This window comes from Bacillus cabrialesii (assembly GCF_004124315.2).
Classification (GTDB): Bacteria; Bacillota; Bacilli; order Bacillales; family Bacillaceae; genus Bacillus; species Bacillus cabrialesii.
This window is the reverse complement of the sequence record NZ_CP096889.1, coordinates 2545345-2560586: the sequence shown is the minus strand read 5'-3', so window position 1 is coordinate 2560586 and position 15242 is coordinate 2545345. Positions and strand designations below refer to the sequence as shown.

The 15242-nt window shown below is 44.4% G+C and carries 16 protein-coding genes and 1 pseudogene; 14 read left to right on the top strand and 3 right to left on the bottom strand.

Annotation, left to right across the window (positions count from 1 at the left end):
• The first annotated feature begins 11 nt into the window (after positions 1-11).
• Entirely contained in the window at positions 12-368 is a 357-nt protein-coding gene (rsfS, locus tag EFK13_RS13035) for a ribosome silencing factor (protein WP_064814281.1), read from the top strand.
• Positions 365-1108 (top strand): class I SAM-dependent DNA methyltransferase, encoded by a 744-nt coding sequence (locus tag EFK13_RS13030; RefSeq protein WP_129508199.1) that lies wholly within the window; start codon positions 365-367, stop codon positions 1106-1108. Before rsfS ends, EFK13_RS13030 begins: the two co-directional genes overlap by 4 nt.
• Before the next feature lie 64 nt (positions 1109-1172).
• Here the strand turns inward: EFK13_RS13030 and comER are convergent, their stop codons facing one another.
• Positions 1173-1994, bottom strand: coding sequence for a late competence protein ComER (gene comER / locus EFK13_RS13025; RefSeq protein WP_129508200.1), 822 nt, complete (start codon positions 1992-1994; stop codon positions 1173-1175).
• A gap of 83 nt (positions 1995-2077) precedes the next feature.
• On the opposite strand from comER, the pseudogene EFK13_RS13020 reads away from it, so the two are divergent.
• The 3 genes and pseudogenes from EFK13_RS13020 (at position 2078) to EFK13_RS13010 (ending at position 5665) form a co-directional block, all read left to right on the top strand.
• Positions 2078-2694 (top strand): annotated as a pseudogene (locus EFK13_RS13020) (helix-hairpin-helix domain-containing protein).
• 67 nt (positions 2695-2761) lie between these two features.
• Positions 2762-3331 (top strand): ComE operon protein 2, encoded by a 570-nt coding sequence (locus EFK13_RS13015; protein WP_003237106.1) that lies wholly within the window; start codon positions 2762-2764, stop codon positions 3329-3331.
• A 3-nt stretch (positions 3332-3334) separates the two neighbouring features.
• Positions 3335-5665 carry a DNA internalization-related competence protein ComEC/Rec2 gene (locus EFK13_RS13010; RefSeq protein ID WP_129508240.1) on the top strand — a complete coding sequence of 777 codons (2331 nt, stop codon included), beginning with the start codon at positions 3335-3337 and terminating at the stop codon, positions 5663-5665.
• Between the two features lie 40 nt (positions 5666-5705).
• On the opposite strand, the gene EFK13_RS13005 is transcribed toward EFK13_RS13010, so the two are convergent.
• The gene (locus tag EFK13_RS13005) at positions 5706-5840 is read right to left on the bottom strand and encodes a YqzM family protein (RefSeq protein WP_003229983.1); all 135 of its coding nucleotides are present in this window, start codon (positions 5838-5840) and stop codon (positions 5706-5708) included.
• 40 nt (positions 5841-5880) lie between these two features.
• Here EFK13_RS13005 and EFK13_RS13000 point away from each other — a divergent pair, with 40 nt between their 5' ends.
• A complete protein-coding gene (locus EFK13_RS13000; RefSeq protein WP_129508201.1) occupies positions 5881-6030 on the top strand; it encodes a hypothetical protein in 150 nt (49 codons plus the stop codon).
• Positions 6031-6069: 39 nt separating this feature from the next.
• Positions 6070-7113 (top strand): DNA polymerase III subunit delta, encoded by a 1044-nt coding sequence (gene holA, locus EFK13_RS12995; protein ID WP_129508202.1) that lies wholly within the window; start codon positions 6070-6072, stop codon positions 7111-7113.
• Between the two features lie 14 nt (positions 7114-7127).
• Here the strand turns inward: holA and rpsT are convergent, their stop codons facing one another.
• Positions 7128-7394, bottom strand: coding sequence for a 30S ribosomal protein S20 (gene rpsT, locus EFK13_RS12990; protein ID WP_003229989.1), 267 nt, complete (start codon positions 7392-7394; stop codon positions 7128-7130).
• A gap of 202 nt (positions 7395-7596) precedes the next feature.
• On the opposite strand from rpsT, the gene gpr reads away from it, so the two are divergent.
• The 7 genes from gpr (at position 7597) to grpE (ending at position 15237) form a co-directional block, all read left to right on the top strand.
• A complete protein-coding gene (gpr, locus tag EFK13_RS12985) occupies positions 7597-8703 on the top strand; it encodes a GPR endopeptidase (protein ID WP_075747360.1) in 1107 nt (368 codons plus the stop codon).
• A 62-nt stretch (positions 8704-8765) separates the two neighbouring features.
• Positions 8766-9971 (top strand): spore autolysin SpoIIP, encoded by a 1206-nt coding sequence (gene spoIIP, locus EFK13_RS12980; RefSeq protein ID WP_129508203.1) that lies wholly within the window; start codon positions 8766-8768, stop codon positions 9969-9971.
• Between the two features lie 16 nt (positions 9972-9987).
• Positions 9988-10326 carry a YqxA family protein gene (locus EFK13_RS12975; protein WP_129508241.1) on the top strand — a complete coding sequence of 113 codons (339 nt, stop codon included), beginning with the start codon at positions 9988-9990 and terminating at the stop codon, positions 10324-10326.
• A 133-nt stretch (positions 10327-10459) separates the two neighbouring features.
• Complete coding sequence (lepA, locus tag EFK13_RS12970) at positions 10460-12295, top strand: translation elongation factor 4 (protein WP_129508204.1); 1836 nt, start codon at positions 10460-10462, stop codon at positions 12293-12295.
• Between the two features lie 55 nt (positions 12296-12350).
• Positions 12351-13490 carry a radical SAM family heme chaperone HemW gene (gene hemW, locus EFK13_RS12965; protein ID WP_129508205.1) on the top strand — a complete coding sequence of 380 codons (1140 nt, stop codon included), beginning with the start codon at positions 12351-12353 and terminating at the stop codon, positions 13488-13490.
• Between the two features lie 80 nt (positions 13491-13570).
• On the top strand, positions 13571-14602 hold the full coding sequence (gene hrcA, locus EFK13_RS12960; protein WP_064814271.1) for a heat-inducible transcriptional repressor HrcA: 1032 nt from the start codon (positions 13571-13573) through the stop codon (positions 14600-14602).
• 71 nt (positions 14603-14673) lie between these two features.
• Positions 14674-15237, top strand: coding sequence for a nucleotide exchange factor GrpE (gene grpE / locus EFK13_RS12955; protein WP_129508206.1), 564 nt, complete (start codon positions 14674-14676; stop codon positions 15235-15237).
• Positions 15238-15242 lie beyond the last annotated feature (5 nt).

Genomic DNA, 15242 nt, shown 5'->3' with positions numbered 1-15242 from the left:
GGAATTTGTGAATGAACCAAAAATCCATTTTAAAGACCGCAGCTGCGGCTTGTGATGATAAACGGGCAGAGGATATTTTAGCACTGGATATGGAAGGTATTTCTCTGGTCGCTGATTATTTTCTGATCTGCCACGGGAATTCAGATAAACAGGTGCAGGCGATTGCCCGTGAAATCAAGGATCAGGCTGAAGAAAACGGCATTCAAGTCAAAAAGATGGAAGGCTTCGATGAAGCGAGATGGGTGCTCGTTGACCTTGGCGATGTGATCGTCCATGTCTTCCACAAAGACGAAAGAAGCTACTACAACCTTGAAAAGCTGTGGGGAGACGCTCCTCTCGCAGATCTTGAGCTTGGAATGAACCAATGATTTACCAAGGCTTTGCAAGCGTGTATGACGAGTTAATGTCACACGCACCCTACGATCAATGGACAGAGTGGATTGCAGCGTCTCTCCCGGAAAAAGGCCGTATCCTCGATCTGGCATGCGGCACAGGAGAAATCTCAATCCGCCTTGCTGAAAAAGGCTTCGAGGTCACAGGGATCGATCTCAGTGAGGAAATGCTTTCTTACGCCCAGCAAAAGGTCTCTAGTAACCAGCCGATTCTTTTTCTTCAGCAGGATATGCGAGAGATCAGCGGCTTTGACGGCCAGTTTGACGCTGTTGCGATATGCTGTGATTCATTGAACTACTTAAAAACGAAAAATGATGTGATCGAAACCTTTAAAAGTGTATTTCGGGTGTTGAAGCCTGAAGGCATTTTGCTGTTTGATGTTCATTCATCTTATAAAATTGCCGAAATTTTTCCGGATAGCACTTTTGCTGACCAGGACGAAGATATCAGCTATATTTGGCAGAGCTTTGCAGGAAGTGACGAGCTTTCTGTCATTCACGACATGTCCTTTTTTGTGTGGAACGGAGAAGCGTATGACCGCTTTGATGAAACGCACGAGCAGAGAACGTTCCCAGTGGATGAATACGAAGAGATGCTGAAGAGCTGTGGCTTTCAGCTTCATCATGTGACAGCTGATTTTACGGATTCAGAGCCATCAGGACAATCAGAGCGCCTATTTTTTAAGGCGCAGAAGATAAAAACCATCGTTTCCTAAACGATGGTTTTTTAAAATGCTTTTTTATGCTTTTGCAATACAGCCAAAAGCATGACATACTCGTCTACACATGAAACTGCTTCTTCACTGCAGAAATATCCTCCTCGTACTTCAAATGAGTATTTTGAAATACCCGGTGGAACATATCCTGCACGCCGCTTTCCAGTGCTTTAATGCCTTCTCCTGTCACACCGCCTTTCACGCAAACCTTTTCCTGTAACGCAGGCAGGGTGTACAATTCGGTTTCTAGCAGTTTTCCCATTCCGACAAGCATTTCCTTACACATCAGAATCGCATCCTGTTTAGACACGGATGTTTCCGAAACGGCTGCATCTATAAAGCGCTGAATCAGATAGCTCATAAACGCGGGACCGCAGCTTACGATATCTGATGCTACCCTCGTAATGTTACTTTCAATTTGCAGCGGATGAGAGATATGTTCCATCAGCTCATTGATTTTTGCTTTTGCAGATTCTCCGCAGCTTGCGCCGAAAGTGACGAGAGAAACGCCTGACAGCGCTCTGTTCGTAATGCTTGGGATCACTCGCGCCACTTGACACGGCACATACTGCTCAAGCTGTTCGGTTTGCACTGGGCTTGTGATTGAAATGAGGATATGATCCTTTTTTAAATAAGGCAGTGCTCTTGCCAATAAAGGATATATATCAAGCGGCTTAACACAGATAAAAATCATCTCGTTTTCAGAAACGAGCTTTTCCAGACTTTCTGTTACGTTTATGCTGTTGTAGCGGTTTTTTATATGCAACGCTTTTTCAATTGTGCGGTTTGTGATTGTCATGTTTGAGGGATCGGCTGCTTTTGATTCAATAAATGATTCTATAAGGATCGTACCCATATTTCCAGTGCCGATAAAGCCTATCTTCAATGGTTTCCCCTCCTTTGTGCTATTATCCTCTAATCCATATGTGTTATAAAAATAAAATATGACGAAAGCGGGGAACATGCGCGATGAATTGGGTGATTCAGCATAAGATAGCAATGATTTTAACTGCTTCCGCGGCCGTTTTCATAGCGGTTATTTTCTTCTTTGCCAACGAAAAAAACAATGAGCCGCCGGAACAAGCTGTATCAACTGAGACAGAAAATACGGACGTCAAACAAGAAGCAACGAAAGATGAGTCAAACGAAACAATCGTGATTGACATCAAAGGTGCTGTTCAGCATCCCGGCGTTTATGAAATGCGAACAGGGGACAGAGTATCTCAGGCAATTGAGAAAGCAGGGGGGACAAGTGAACAAGCAGACGAAAAGCAAGTGAATTTAGCGGAGCTTCTGCAGGACGGGACAGTTGTGTATATCCCGAAAAAGGGAGAGGAGACAGCGGTGCGGCAAGGGGCCGGAGTTGCGGTTCAAAGCGGTGGAGAGGGGGAGCGCTGGTAAATATCAATACAGCAACTATAGAGGAATTACAAGACATCTCAGGTGTCGGGCCATCCAAAGCTGAAGCTATTGTTGCCTATCGGGAAGAAAACGGGCGTTTCCAGACAATAGAAGATATCACGAAGGTTTCAGGAATAGGTGAAAAGTCGTTTGAGAAAATAAAGTCTTCCATTACAGTAAAGTGATTTGACGGTCATGCGTCATGATAGGTAAACTAAAGGTCAGGCAACACAACATTTGGAGGGAACACACGTGGAACGAATTTCATGGAATCAATACTTTATGGCTCAAAGCCATTTACTGGCGCTGCGCAGCACCTGCCCGAGATTGTCTGTCGGCGCTACTATAGTCAGAGACAAACGCATGATTGCAGGAGGCTATAACGGATCAATCGCGGGCGGCGTGCATTGTGCAGACGAAGGATGTCTGATGATAGATGATCATTGCGCAAGAACGATTCACGCTGAAATGAATGCCATTCTTCAATGCTCTAAGTTTGGAGTGCCGACTGATGGTGCGGAGATTTATGTGACGCATTATCCGTGCATTCAATGCTGTAAATCTATCATTCAAGCGGGCATCAAAACAGTTTATTATGCTGAGGACTACAAAACAAATCCGTATGCACAGGAATTATTTGAACAGGCGGGTGTAACTGTTGAACAGGTTGAACTCGATGAAATGATCGTTGACCTGAAAAACAGGGAAAAGCTTTCATTTGTAGCGGGTCTTTTAGAAAAACTGGCGGATGCCGGTCTTGCGGAGGAAGATTTGAAAAAGATACATGAACAGGCGAATACACTTTTCACGAGCTACGTGTGATTGATGCGTAATTCGCGTTTGTTATTGCCTTTGGCGGCAGCTTCAGCAACGGCTGGAATTACTGCCGCCGCTTATTTCTCCGCTGTTTTTCTTTTCTTCCTCTTTCTCCTCATCATTTTCATCAAAACGAGACACGGTTCTCTCTTTTTGGTTTGTTTCTTCTCTTTTGTATTGTTTTTTGCGCTGTATACGGTCACAGATTCCCGGAATGTCTCTTCATATCAGCAGGGCACCTATCAATTCAAGGCAGTGATTAACAGTATTCCTAAAATTGACGGAGACCGTATGTCTATGGTGGTTAAGACGCCTGATGGCGAAAAATGGGCCGCTTCACATCGCATTCAGTCTGCTGATGAAAAAGATCGGCTGTCATACATAGAACCAGGAATGTCATGTCAATTGACTGGTTCATTGGAAGAGCCTAAACACGCAACTGTGCCGGGCACATTTGATTATCATGAGTATCTTTACCGGCAGCATATTCATTGGAACTATTCTGTTACATCTATCGCAAATTGCAGCGGACCTGCAAATTTCAGGCATAAGCTGCTCAGTTTGAGAAAATACATCGTATCATTCACAAACGGCCTGCTGCCTCCTGATACGGCAGGAATCGTACAAGCACTTACAGTCGGTGACCGATTTTATGTGGAGGACGAAGTGCTTAACGCGTATCAAAAGCTTGGTGTCGTCCATCTCTTGGCGATTTCAGGACTCCACGTCGGCATTTTGACAGCCGGATTGTTTTATATCATGATCCGTCTAGGGATAACAAGAGAAAAGGCGTCAATCCTATTGCTGTTATTACTGCCGCTCTATGTAATGGTGACAGGCGCAGCTCCTTCGGTGCTTCGCGCTGCCTTGATGTCGGGTATTTACTTAGCTGGAAGTCTCGTTAAATGGCGGATACATTCAACTGGTGCAATCTGTCTTTCATACATCGTCCTCTTGCTCTTCAATCCTTATCATCTCTTTGAGGCCGGTTTCCAGCTGTCATTCGCCGTCAGTTTTTCTTTAATTCTTTCCTCTTCTATTTTCCGGCAAGCAAAAACCTCCCTGGGCCAGCTGACAATGGTATCGATGATCGCTCAGCTGGGCTCACTTCCTATTCTCCTGTATCATTTCCAGCAGTTTTCTATGATTAGTATACCGATGAACATGGTGCTGGTTCCTTTTTATACATTCTGTGTTTTGCCGGGGGCTATAGCAGGTGTTTTTCTATTAAGCCTTTCTGCTTCGGCTGGTCGATTGTTCTTCAGCTGGTTTGATTTTTTGATGAGCTGGACCAACACGCTGATCACAAAAATTGCAGAGATTGATGTATTCACGATCATCATTGCGCGTCCTGAACCTGCTCTGCTCTTTTTATTCACAGTCACGATTATCTTATTACTTCTGGCGATTGAAAAACGCTCCTTCTCGCAGCTGATGGTAACTGGCTGCATTTGCTGCGCGGCGCTTTGTCTTCTCTTTGTATATCCGCGTCTTAGTTCCGAAGGAGAAGTGGATATGATTGATATTGGGCAAGGTGACAGCATGTATGTAGGTGCACCGCATCAGCGGGGGCATGTCTTAATTGATACTGGCGGCACTTTGTCTTACTCGTCAGAGCCTTGGCGGGAAAAACACCATCCGTTTTCACTGGGGGAAAAGGTGCTGATCCCGTTTTTAACTGCTAAGGGAGTCAAACAGCTTGATGCTTTGATTTTGACGCACGCTGACCAAGATCATATAGGAGAGGCGGAGACTCTGCTGAAGCATCATAAAGTGAAGCGCCTCGTGATTCCAAAAGGGTTCGTTTCTGAACCTAAAGACGAGAAAGTGCTGCGGGCAGCCAGAGAAGAGGGCGTGACAATAGAGGAGGTGAAGCGAGGCGATGTATTGCAAATAAAGGATTTGCAGTTTCAAGTACTGTCACCGGAAACACCTGATCCGGCAAGCAAAAATAATTCTTCTCTCGTTCTGTGGATGAAAATGGGCGGTATGAGCTGGATCTTGACGGGTGATCTGGAGAAAGAAGGAGAACAGGAGGTAATGAATGTATTTCCGCATATAAAAGCAGACGTGTTAAAGGTGGGGCACCATGGAAGCAAAGGCTCTACTGGTGAAGAATTTATCAAACAGCTTCAGCCGAAAACGGCCATTATCTCAGCGGGAGAAAACAATCGGTACCATCACCCGCATCAAGAAGTTCTGGACATATTACAGAGACATTCCATCCGCGTTCTGCGCACGGATCAAAGCGGAACAATCCAATATAGATATAAAAACAGAGTTGGAACCTTTTCTGTCTATCCTCCATATGATACATCAGATATAACAGAGACGAACTAAAAAAAGACTGCCGAGAAATCAGCAGCCCGGGCAGTCGCTGTTATGAACCAACCAGGTGAATAACCGTTGCCATGACAAACAAGAAGGCGAAAAATCCGAAGGACACAACAAAACCAACAGCTGAATCTACAGCATCATTTCGTTTGCTTTGAACGTTTTTTTCAAAATCATTCAACTTTATCCCTCCTGACTGATTTAAGTATAATCGAATCGTTTTGAAAAATCTAGAAGCTAAGGTAACGTTTTCTGTTCTGGTGATTATCGCCTTTTTACAAGCTGTCCCGGGGGCTTGCGAACTGGCGTTTAATATAAATGGGGAAGCAGCAGTCAGGCTTCCTCTTTACTATTTTGCAAACTCAATTTAGGATAGAAGGGGATGATGAAAGAGAGGAAGTCGTACAATAATGGTATTTGATGTATGGAAAAGCCTGAAAAAAGGAGATGTCCATCCGGTTTATTGTTTATACGGAAAAGAAACGTATCTGCTCCAAGAAACCGTCAGCAGGATTAGGCAGACGGTCATTGATCAGGAGACAAAGGATTTCAACCTATCCGTTTTTGACCTGGAAGAGGACCCGCTGGATCAAGCGATTGAAGATGCTGAAACGTTCCCGTTTATGGGGGAGCGCCGTCTTGTCATCGTGAAAAATCCATATTTTTTAACAGGTGAAAAGAAAAAAGAAAAAGTTGAGCACAACGTCAGTGCGCTTGAGTCATATATACAATCGCCTGCGCCTTACACGGTCTTTGTCCTGCTTGCCCCGTATGAAAAGCTGGATGAGCGGAAAAAACTGACGAAAGCGCTAAAGAAGCACGCGTTTATGATGGAGGCGAAAGAATTAAACGCAAAGGAGACGACGGATTTTACTGTCAGCCTTGCAAAAACCGAGCAAAAAACAATCGGCACCGAAGCGGCGGAGCATTTGGTTCTGCTTGTGAACGGACATCTGTCATCGATTTTTCAGGAGATTCAGAAGCTCTGCACGTTTATTGGAGATCGTGAAGAAATTACGCTGGATGATGTAAAAATGCTTGTTGCGAGAAGCCTTGAACAAAATATTTTTGAGTTGATCAATAAAATTGTGAACCGGAAACGAACGGAGAGCCTGCAAATTTTTTATGATTTGCTCAAACAAAATGAAGAACCGATCAAAATTATGGCGCTTATTTCGAATCAGTTCCGGCTGATTCTCCAAACAAAGTACTTCGCGGAACAAGGATACGGTCAAAAACAAATTGCTTCTAATTTAAAAGTTCACCCATTTCGTGTAAAGCTGGCGATGGATCAAGCAAGGCTTTTTTCAGAGGAGGAGCTTCGGTCAATCATTGAACAGCTTGCCGTCATGGATTATGAGATGAAAACCGGGAAAAAGGACAAGCAGCTCCTGCTAGAACTGTTTCTATTGCAGCTGTTAAAAAGAAATGAAAAAAACGATCCCCATCATTGAGGATCGTTTTTATATTATGCAGAAAGTCCGTTCACTTTTTTCGCTAGTCTTGATTTGTATCGAGCTGCGGTATTTTTGTGTACAAGACCTGTTTTCACTGCTTTATCAATACGTTTAGCTGCTTCAGTAAGAGCAGTTTTCGCTTTGTCAGCTTCGTTGTTGGCAACAGAAGCTTCAACTTGTTTGATTGCAGTACGCATAGCAGATTTGATTGTCGCGTTATGAACGCGGCGTTCGTTGTTTGTTTTTGTACGTTTAATCGCTGATTTAATGTTTGGCATGTGTTTCACCTCCTAAGATACAACCTGTAGCACAGTGTCTTAAGGTTAAATCTTCTTCACAATAGAACAAATTGTATTCTATCAAACACATCTTTAGATTGCAATATAAATGTAAAGTATTTTTCATTGAAGGATCTCTTTTTAGCATGATTCATACAGCGAATGGCAACAATATAGGTACTGAATGTGAAGGAGGCCCCTGATGAAAAAGAGTGAACTGGATGTTAATCAGTATTTGATACGTACCGATTTGGCAGTGGAAACGAAGGAAGCAATGGCCAATCAGCAGGCTGTGCCGACAAAAGAAATTAAAGGTTTTATTGAAAAAGAACGTGATCGCGGCGGCATTAAAATCCGCACGGTTGATATTACAAAGGAAGGCGCGGAGCTATCGGGAAAAAAAGAAGGGCGCTATTTAACGCTTGAGGCGCAAGGAATCAGAGAGAATGATTCGGAAATGCAGGAAAAAGTCTCTGCTGTCTTTGCGGAGGAATTCTCGGCTTTTCTTGAAAGCCTTAAAATCTCAAAAGATGCGAGCTGTTTGATCGTCGGGCTCGGCAACTGGAATGTGACGCCTGACGCGCTGGGACCGATGGCTGTAGAAAATCTATTGGTAACAAGGCACTTGTTTAAGCTTCAGCCGGAAAACGTGCAGGAAGGGTACAGGCCTGTCAGTGCTTTTGCACCTGGCGTGATGGGGATTACAGGAATCGAAACAAGCGACATTATTAAAGGTGTGATTGAGCAATCCAAGCCTGATTTTGTCATTGCCATTGATGCATTGGCGGCGCGGGCGGTGGAAAGGGTCAACACAACCATTCAAATATCGGATACAGGCATTCACCCGGGGTCTGGTGTGGGAAATAAGCGAAAAGATTTAAGCAAAGACACGCTCGGCGTGCCGGTGATCGCAATCGGAGTTCCGACGGTCGTTGATGCCGTGACAATTGCCAGCGACACGGTGGACTACATATTAAAACATTTTGGCAGAGAAATGAAAGATGACAGGCCATCAAGATCGCTTGTTCCGGCTGGCATGACGTTTGGGAAAAAGAAAGTGCTCACTGAAGAGGATCTCCCCGATCAAAAGCAGCGGCAATCGTTCCTCGGCATTGTCGGAACCCTTGAAGAAAATGAAAAACGCCAGCTCATTCACGAGGTGCTCTCGCCTTTAGGGCACAACTTAATGGTTACGCCGAAGGAAGTTGATTCATTTATCGACGATATGGCAAATGTGCTGGCAAACGGATTAAACACAGCGCTTCATGAAAAAGTGTCACAAGAAAACAAAGGCTCCTACAATCACTAAACGGTTCTACTTCCTCTAGCTTGTTCATAGAGTAATTACTAGACAAGCGCTGGAGGGATTCAATGAGAAATAAACGCAGAAACAGACAAATTGTTGTTGCGGTAAATGGAGGGAAAGCGGTAAAAGCCATCTTTCTATTTATCGCGAGCCTTATTGTGATTTTTGTTCTATCCGGTGTGCTGACGTCTCTCCGGCCGGAACTCAGGCCGTCGTCTGACTCTTTTTATGGGATTGCTGAAGAATTGCCGGGTGACGTGTTTGCACACTTGCTGAGGATGGAAAACCATTATTTCGCTTCTGATCTTTCTCAAACCGACAGCTCATTTCATCTTTCGCGTCTTTCTTTGAAGCTGGCGACAAGCATTAACCTCGAGGATCCGCGGAGCTTTCTCGGCCGGGAGCTTCCGGGGTTTGCACAATTTGATACCGAGATTCTGTTAGCTGGACAAGGCACGGACTATACGAATATGCCAGCGGAATCTCCGCCGCCGTCAAAGGTAATGGAGGAAGAAAGAGAAGCGAATGTGGCAGAGATTGAAAAACAGCAAACACAATCAGACAATGCGAAAAAAGATCCGCCGAAACAAACAACAGGTGACAAAAAGGTTGTCTTTGTCTATCACACGCACAATACGGAATCATATCTCCCTCTATTAAAAGGCGAGACCGATCCCGATATGGCGCGCCATTCTAAAGCCAACGTCACGCTCGTAGGAGATATGTTCGGAAAAGCGCTAGAATCCCAAGGCATCGGAGCCACAGTGAACAAATCCGATATACAGGCAAAACTGAACAAAAAAGGCTTAAACTATGCCAGATCCTATGATGAATCAAGGCCGGTCGTCAAAGATGCGCTCGCCTCAAACAAAAACCTGCAATATATCATTGACATCCACAGAGACTCACGGCGAAAGAAAGATACAACAGCAACGATTAAAGGGAAAAGCTATGCCCGGGTAGCCTTTGTCGTCGGCAAAAAAAGCAAAAACTTCGAAGAAAACTATAAAATTGCAAGCGAGCTTCATAAGCTGATGGAGAAAAAATATCCAGGACTCAGCACAGGTGTCTTTTCAAAAGGCTCGCCAGGCGATAATGGTGTTTACAATCAGGATTTAACCGACAGAGCGCTTTTGCTAGAATTTGGCGGAGTAGATAACAATCTCGAAGAGCTCCAGCGTGCGGCTGATGCGGCAGCGGACGTATTCAGTGAAATGTACTGGAATGCTGAAAAGGTCAACGCGGAGAGCGGCGAGACGAAAAAACAATAAGAAATAGGTGGTTGATTTGATTGCATACTTTGGCAAATGTTTGCTGCTTGTCACGATCATGTTTTTAGGCGTCCTGTTCGGCATGCAGCAGGCGAATAACGGAATGCTCAGTATGAAAGGCTATCATGACCCTTCACTTAAGGGAGCGTTTACGCTCACCGACGGAAAAAATAATGAAAAAGAAGCCTCGATTTTAGGAGAAACAGTCACCGCAAAAGATTTAGAAGAAAAACAAAAAGAGCTGGAACAGGTAGAAACGTTCAATATGTTCTCAAAAGCCGGAAAAGCGCTTTCGGACACCGTAACCAACTCTGCCCAGTCGATGTATGAATGGATACGGGATCTGAATCAATAGGTGCGTGAAAGAGAAAAGCAGCCCAAGATTGACAGGGAACTTTTCTCTTTCTTGTTTTACATTGAATCTTTACAATCCTATTGATATAATCTAACCTAGTGTATTTTGCGTTTAATAGTAGGAGTGATAGATTGTGACAGATAAAGAAAAGCGTTTAGAGAGGCAGTCGAGAATACGAAATTTCTCTATCATTGCCCATATTGACCACGGAAAATCGACCTTAGCGGATCGTATTTTAGAAAAAACGTCGGCAATCACTCAACGAGAAATGAAAGAACAATTGCTCGATTCTATGGATCTTGAACGTGAACGGGGCATAACGATTAAGTTAAACTCTGTTCAGCTTAAATACAAAGCAAAAGACGGAGAAGAATATATTTTCCATCTGATTGATACACCAGGGCACGTCGACTTCACGTACGAAGTATCCCGAAGCCTTGCTGCCTGCGAAGGAGCGATTCTTGTCGTGGATGCAGCACAGGGAATTGAAGCGCAGACGCTCGCCAATGTCTACTTAGCGCTTGACAACGATCTTGAAATCCTTCCGGTCATCAATAAAATCGATCTTCCGAGCGCCGAGCCGGAACGCGTGCGACAAGAGGTGGAAGATGTTATCGGCCTTGATGCATCAGAAGCCGTGCTTGCTTCAGCAAAAGCCGGTATCGGGATTGAGGAGATATTAGAACAGATCGTAGAAAAGGTGCCTGCTCCGACCGGAGATCCGGAGGCGCCGCTCAAAGCGTTGATCTTCGACTCGCTTTATGACGCCTACCGCGGTGTCGTGGCGTATATCAGAGTCGTTGAAGGAACGGTAAAGCCGGGGCAAAAAATCAAAATGATGGCAACCGGCAAAGAATTCGAAGTAACAGAAGTCGGCGTATTCACGCCGAAAGCGACTCCGACAAATGAACTGACGGTCGGTGATGTAGGATTCCTGACTGCCTCAATCAAAAATGTCGGCGACACGCGTGTCGGTGATACGATAACGAGTGCTGCAAATCCTGCAGACGAAGCGCTGCCGGGATACCGCAAGCTCAACCCGATGGTGTACTGCGGTTTGTATCCGATTGATACAGCGAAATATAATGATCTAAGGGAAGCCCTTGAAAAACTTGAGCTGAATGATTCCGCCCTTCAATATGAAGCGGAAACTTCACAAGCGCTTGGGTTCGGATTCCGCTGCGGATTTTTGGGTATGCTCCACATGGAAATCATTCAGGAGCGGATTGAGCGTGAGTTCAACATCGATCTGATTACGACAGCGCCAAGTGTTATCTATGACGTGTATATGACAGACGGCGAAAAGGTCGTTGTTGATAACCCGTCCAACATGCCGGACCCTCAAAAGATCGAACGGATTGAGGAGCCGTACGTAAAAGCGACGATGATGGTGCCGAATGACTATGTCGGTGCCGTAATGGAGCTTTGCCAAGGCAAACGCGGCAACTTTATTGATATGCAGTATTTAGACGCAAACCGTGTCAGCATTGTCTATGATATGCCGTTGGCGGAGATCGTCTATGAGTTTTTTGACCAGCTGAAATCAAGCACAAAAGGCTACGCGTCGTTTGATTATGAACTGATCGGCTACAAACCGTCCAAGCTTGTGAAAATGGACATTATGCTGAACGGTGAAAAAATCGATGCTCTGTCCTTTATCGTGCATCGTGATTACGCGTATGAACGAGGAAAAGTGATCGTTGAGAAGCTGAAAGAGCTTATTCCGCGTCAGCACTTTGAAGTACCGATTCAAGCGGCGATCGGCCAGAAAATCGTGGCCCGCTCTACCATAAAAGCAATGCGTAAAAATGTATTGGCTAAATGTTACGGAGGGGACATCTCGCGTAAACGGAAACTTCTTGAAAAACAAAAAGAAGGAAAACGCCGAATGAAGCAGGTCGGCTCAGTTGAAGTGCCGCAAGAAGCATTTATGGCAGTCCTGAAAATGGACGACAGTCCGAAAAAATAATAGAAGCCGCCGCAGTCCTGTACTGCGGCTTCTTTCTGTAAAGAAGGTGAATTCGTTGAAATCAGCTTATATCCATATCCCATTCTGTGAGCATATTTGCCACTACTGCGATTTCAATAAATATTTTATTCAAAGCCAGCCTGTCGGCGAGTATTTAAACGCGCTCGAACAGGAAATGATAAATACAGTTGCAAAAACAGGCCAGCCTGACCTCAAAACGATCTTTATCGGAGGAGGCACGCCGACCTCTCTCTCTGAGGAACAGCTCAAAAAGCTGATGGACATGATTGTCCGAGTGCTGAAGCCCTCAAGCGCCTTATCGGAATTTGCGGTTGAAGCGAATCCGGACGACTTGTCCGCTGAGAAATTGAACATTTTAAAAGAAGCAGGCGTAAATCGCCTCAGCTTTGGTGTCCAAACGTTCGAAGACGATCTGTTAGAAAAAATCGGCCGAGTGCACAAACAAAAAGATGTATTTGCCTCATTTGAAAGAGCGCGGGAAATCGGTTTTGACAATATCAGTCTTGATTTAATGTTCGGGCTGCCGGGACAAACCCTCAAGCATCTGGAGCATTCCATAGACACCGCTTTATCGCTGGATGCGGAGCATTATTCCGTATACTCACTCATTGTAGAGCCGAAAACGGTATTTTATAACTTGATGCAAAAAGGCCGACTTCATTTGCCGCCGCAGGAGCAGGAAGCCGAAATGTATGAAATGGTGATGAGCCGCATGGAAGCTCACGGCATTCATCAATATGAAATAAGCAACTTTGCCAAGCCGGGCATGGAATCAAGGCACAATCTGACGTATTGGAGCAACGAGGATTATTTCGGCTTTGGAGCAGGAGCCCACGGATATCTCAACGGCACACGGACAGTAAACGTCGGACCAGTCAAACATTATATTGACCTGATAGCTGAAAAAGGTTTTCCGTACAGAGATACACATGAAGTGACAACAGAAGAACAAATTGAAGAAGAAATGTTTTTAGGTTTAAGAAAAACAGCCGGTGTCAGCAAAAAACGATTTGCCCAAAAATACGGACGTTCACTGGATGAACTTTTTCCAAGCGTATTAAAAGACCTTACTGAAAAAGGACTGATTCACAATTCGGAGTCTGCCGTTTGTTTGACTCATCAGGGGAAATTATTAGGTAATGAAGTTTTTGGCGCTTTTTTGGGTGAGTTATAATTGACATTTTTCTTGTGGTTTGATACTTTTGTTATAGAATTAGCACTCGCTTATCGAGAGTGCTAACAGAGGTGATGATGATGTTAACAAATCGTCAGCTGCTGATCCTTCAGGTTATTATCAACGATTTTATTAAATCGGCACAGCCGGTAGGATCAAGAACTCTTTCGAAAAAAGATGAAATCACATTTAGCTCTGCAACAATAAGAAACGAGATGGCTGACTTGGAAGAACTGGGCTTCATTGAAAAAACCCATTCATCCTCAGGGCGTGTTCCGTCAGAAAAAGGGTACCGGTACTATGTTGACCATTTGCTGTCACCCGTCAAACTGACCAAAAGCGACCTGGACCAAATCCACTCGATCTTCAAAGAGAAAATTTTCGAGCTGGAGAAGACAGTTCAAAAATCAGCGCAAATTTTGTCCGATCTGACGAATTATACATCCATCGTACTCGGGCCGAAGCTGAGTGAGAATTACCTTAAACAGATTCAAATCATACCGATTCAGCCTGATATGGCGGTAGCGATTCTCGTTACCAATACGGGGCATGTGGAAAATAAAACAATTAATTTTCCAGCCAAAATGGATCTGTCTGATATTGAAAAACTGGTAAATATATTGAACGACCGTTTAACCGGTGTTCCAATGGATGAACTGAATGAGCGCATATTTAAGGAAGTCGTCATGTACCTAAGACAGCACATTAAAAACTATGACAACATTCTTGACGCGCTTCGTTCAACCTTTCATTCCACAAGCCACGTCGAAAAATTGTTTTTCGGCGGAAAAATCAATATGCTGAATCAGCCGGAGTTCCATGATATCACCAGAGTTCGGTCGCTGCTCTCATTAATCGAAAAAGAACAGGATGTACTAAAACTCGTTCAATCCCCGCACGCGGGAATTTCAATTAAAATCGGGAAAGAAAACGACTATGAAGAGATGGAAAACTGCAGTCTGATCACGGCTTCTTATACTGTTGATCAGAAGCAGATCGGCTCAATTGCGATCATCGGCCCGACCCGTATGAATTATTCCAGGGTTGTCAGCCTGCTTCAGCATGTGACTTCAGACTTGTCAAAAGCATTAACAAGTTTGTATGATGAATAAGGGAATTTTGGCAAATTTTATCGAAGGGCGGCATCAGCCCTTCGCCTTACACTTTGAGGGAGGTGAACACAATGTCAGAAGAAAAACAAACCGTTGAACAAAACGAAACAGAAGAGCAAGAAGTGACTGAAGAACAAGCTGCCGCTGAAGAACAGCAGGAAGAAACAAACGAAAGCGAACTTCTTCAAAACCAAATTAACGAATTGCAAGGTTTGCTTGAAGAAAAAGAAAACAAACTTTTGCGTGTTCAAGCAGACTTTGAAAACTATAAACGACGCAGCCGCTTAGAGATGGAAGCGTCCCAAAAATACCGTTCTCAAAACATCGTGGCTGATTTGCTGCCGGCTCTTGACAGCTTTGAAAGAGCGCTTCAAGTTGAAGCCGACAATGAACAGACGAAAAGTTTGCTCCAGGGAATGGAAATGGTCCACCGCCAGCTCGTAGAAGCCTTGAAAAAAGAAGGCGTGGAAGCCATCGAAGCTGTAGGGCAGGAATTTGATCCTAATCTGCACCAAGCCGTTATGCAGGCTGAAGATGAAAACTACGGCTCCAACATTGTTGTTGAGGAAATGCAAAAAGGCTATAAGCTGAAGGATCGCGTCATTCGCCCTTCCATGGTCAAAGTGAATCAATAATTACA

Bases quoted from the DNA above. Each gene is read 5' to 3' on its own strand.
- holA (WP_129508202.1), top strand. From the start codon at position 6,070: ATGGTATTTGATGTATGGAAAAGCCTGAAAAAAGGAGATGTCCATCCG.
- spoIIP (WP_129508203.1), top strand. From the start codon at position 8,766: ATGAGAAATAAACGCAGAAACAGACAAATTGTTGTTGCGGTAAATGGA.
- EFK13_RS13030 (WP_129508199.1), top strand. From the start codon at position 365: ATGATTTACCAAGGCTTTGCAAGCGTGTATGACGAGTTAATGTCACAC.
- rpsT (WP_003229989.1), bottom strand. From the start codon at position 7,394: ATGCCAAACATTAAATCAGCGATTAAACGTACAAAAACAAACAACGAA.
- EFK13_RS13010 (WP_129508240.1), top strand. From the start codon at position 3,335: ATGCGTAATTCGCGTTTGTTATTGCCTTTGGCGGCAGCTTCAGCAACG.
- gpr (WP_075747360.1), top strand. From the start codon at position 7,597: ATGAAAAAGAGTGAACTGGATGTTAATCAGTATTTGATACGTACCGAT.
- grpE (WP_129508206.1), top strand. From the start codon at position 14,674: ATGTCAGAAGAAAAACAAACCGTTGAACAAAACGAAACAGAAGAGCAA.
- rsfS (WP_064814281.1), top strand. From the start codon at position 12: ATGAACCAAAAATCCATTTTAAAGACCGCAGCTGCGGCTTGTGATGAT.
- hrcA (WP_064814271.1), top strand. From the start codon at position 13,571: ATGTTAACAAATCGTCAGCTGCTGATCCTTCAGGTTATTATCAACGAT.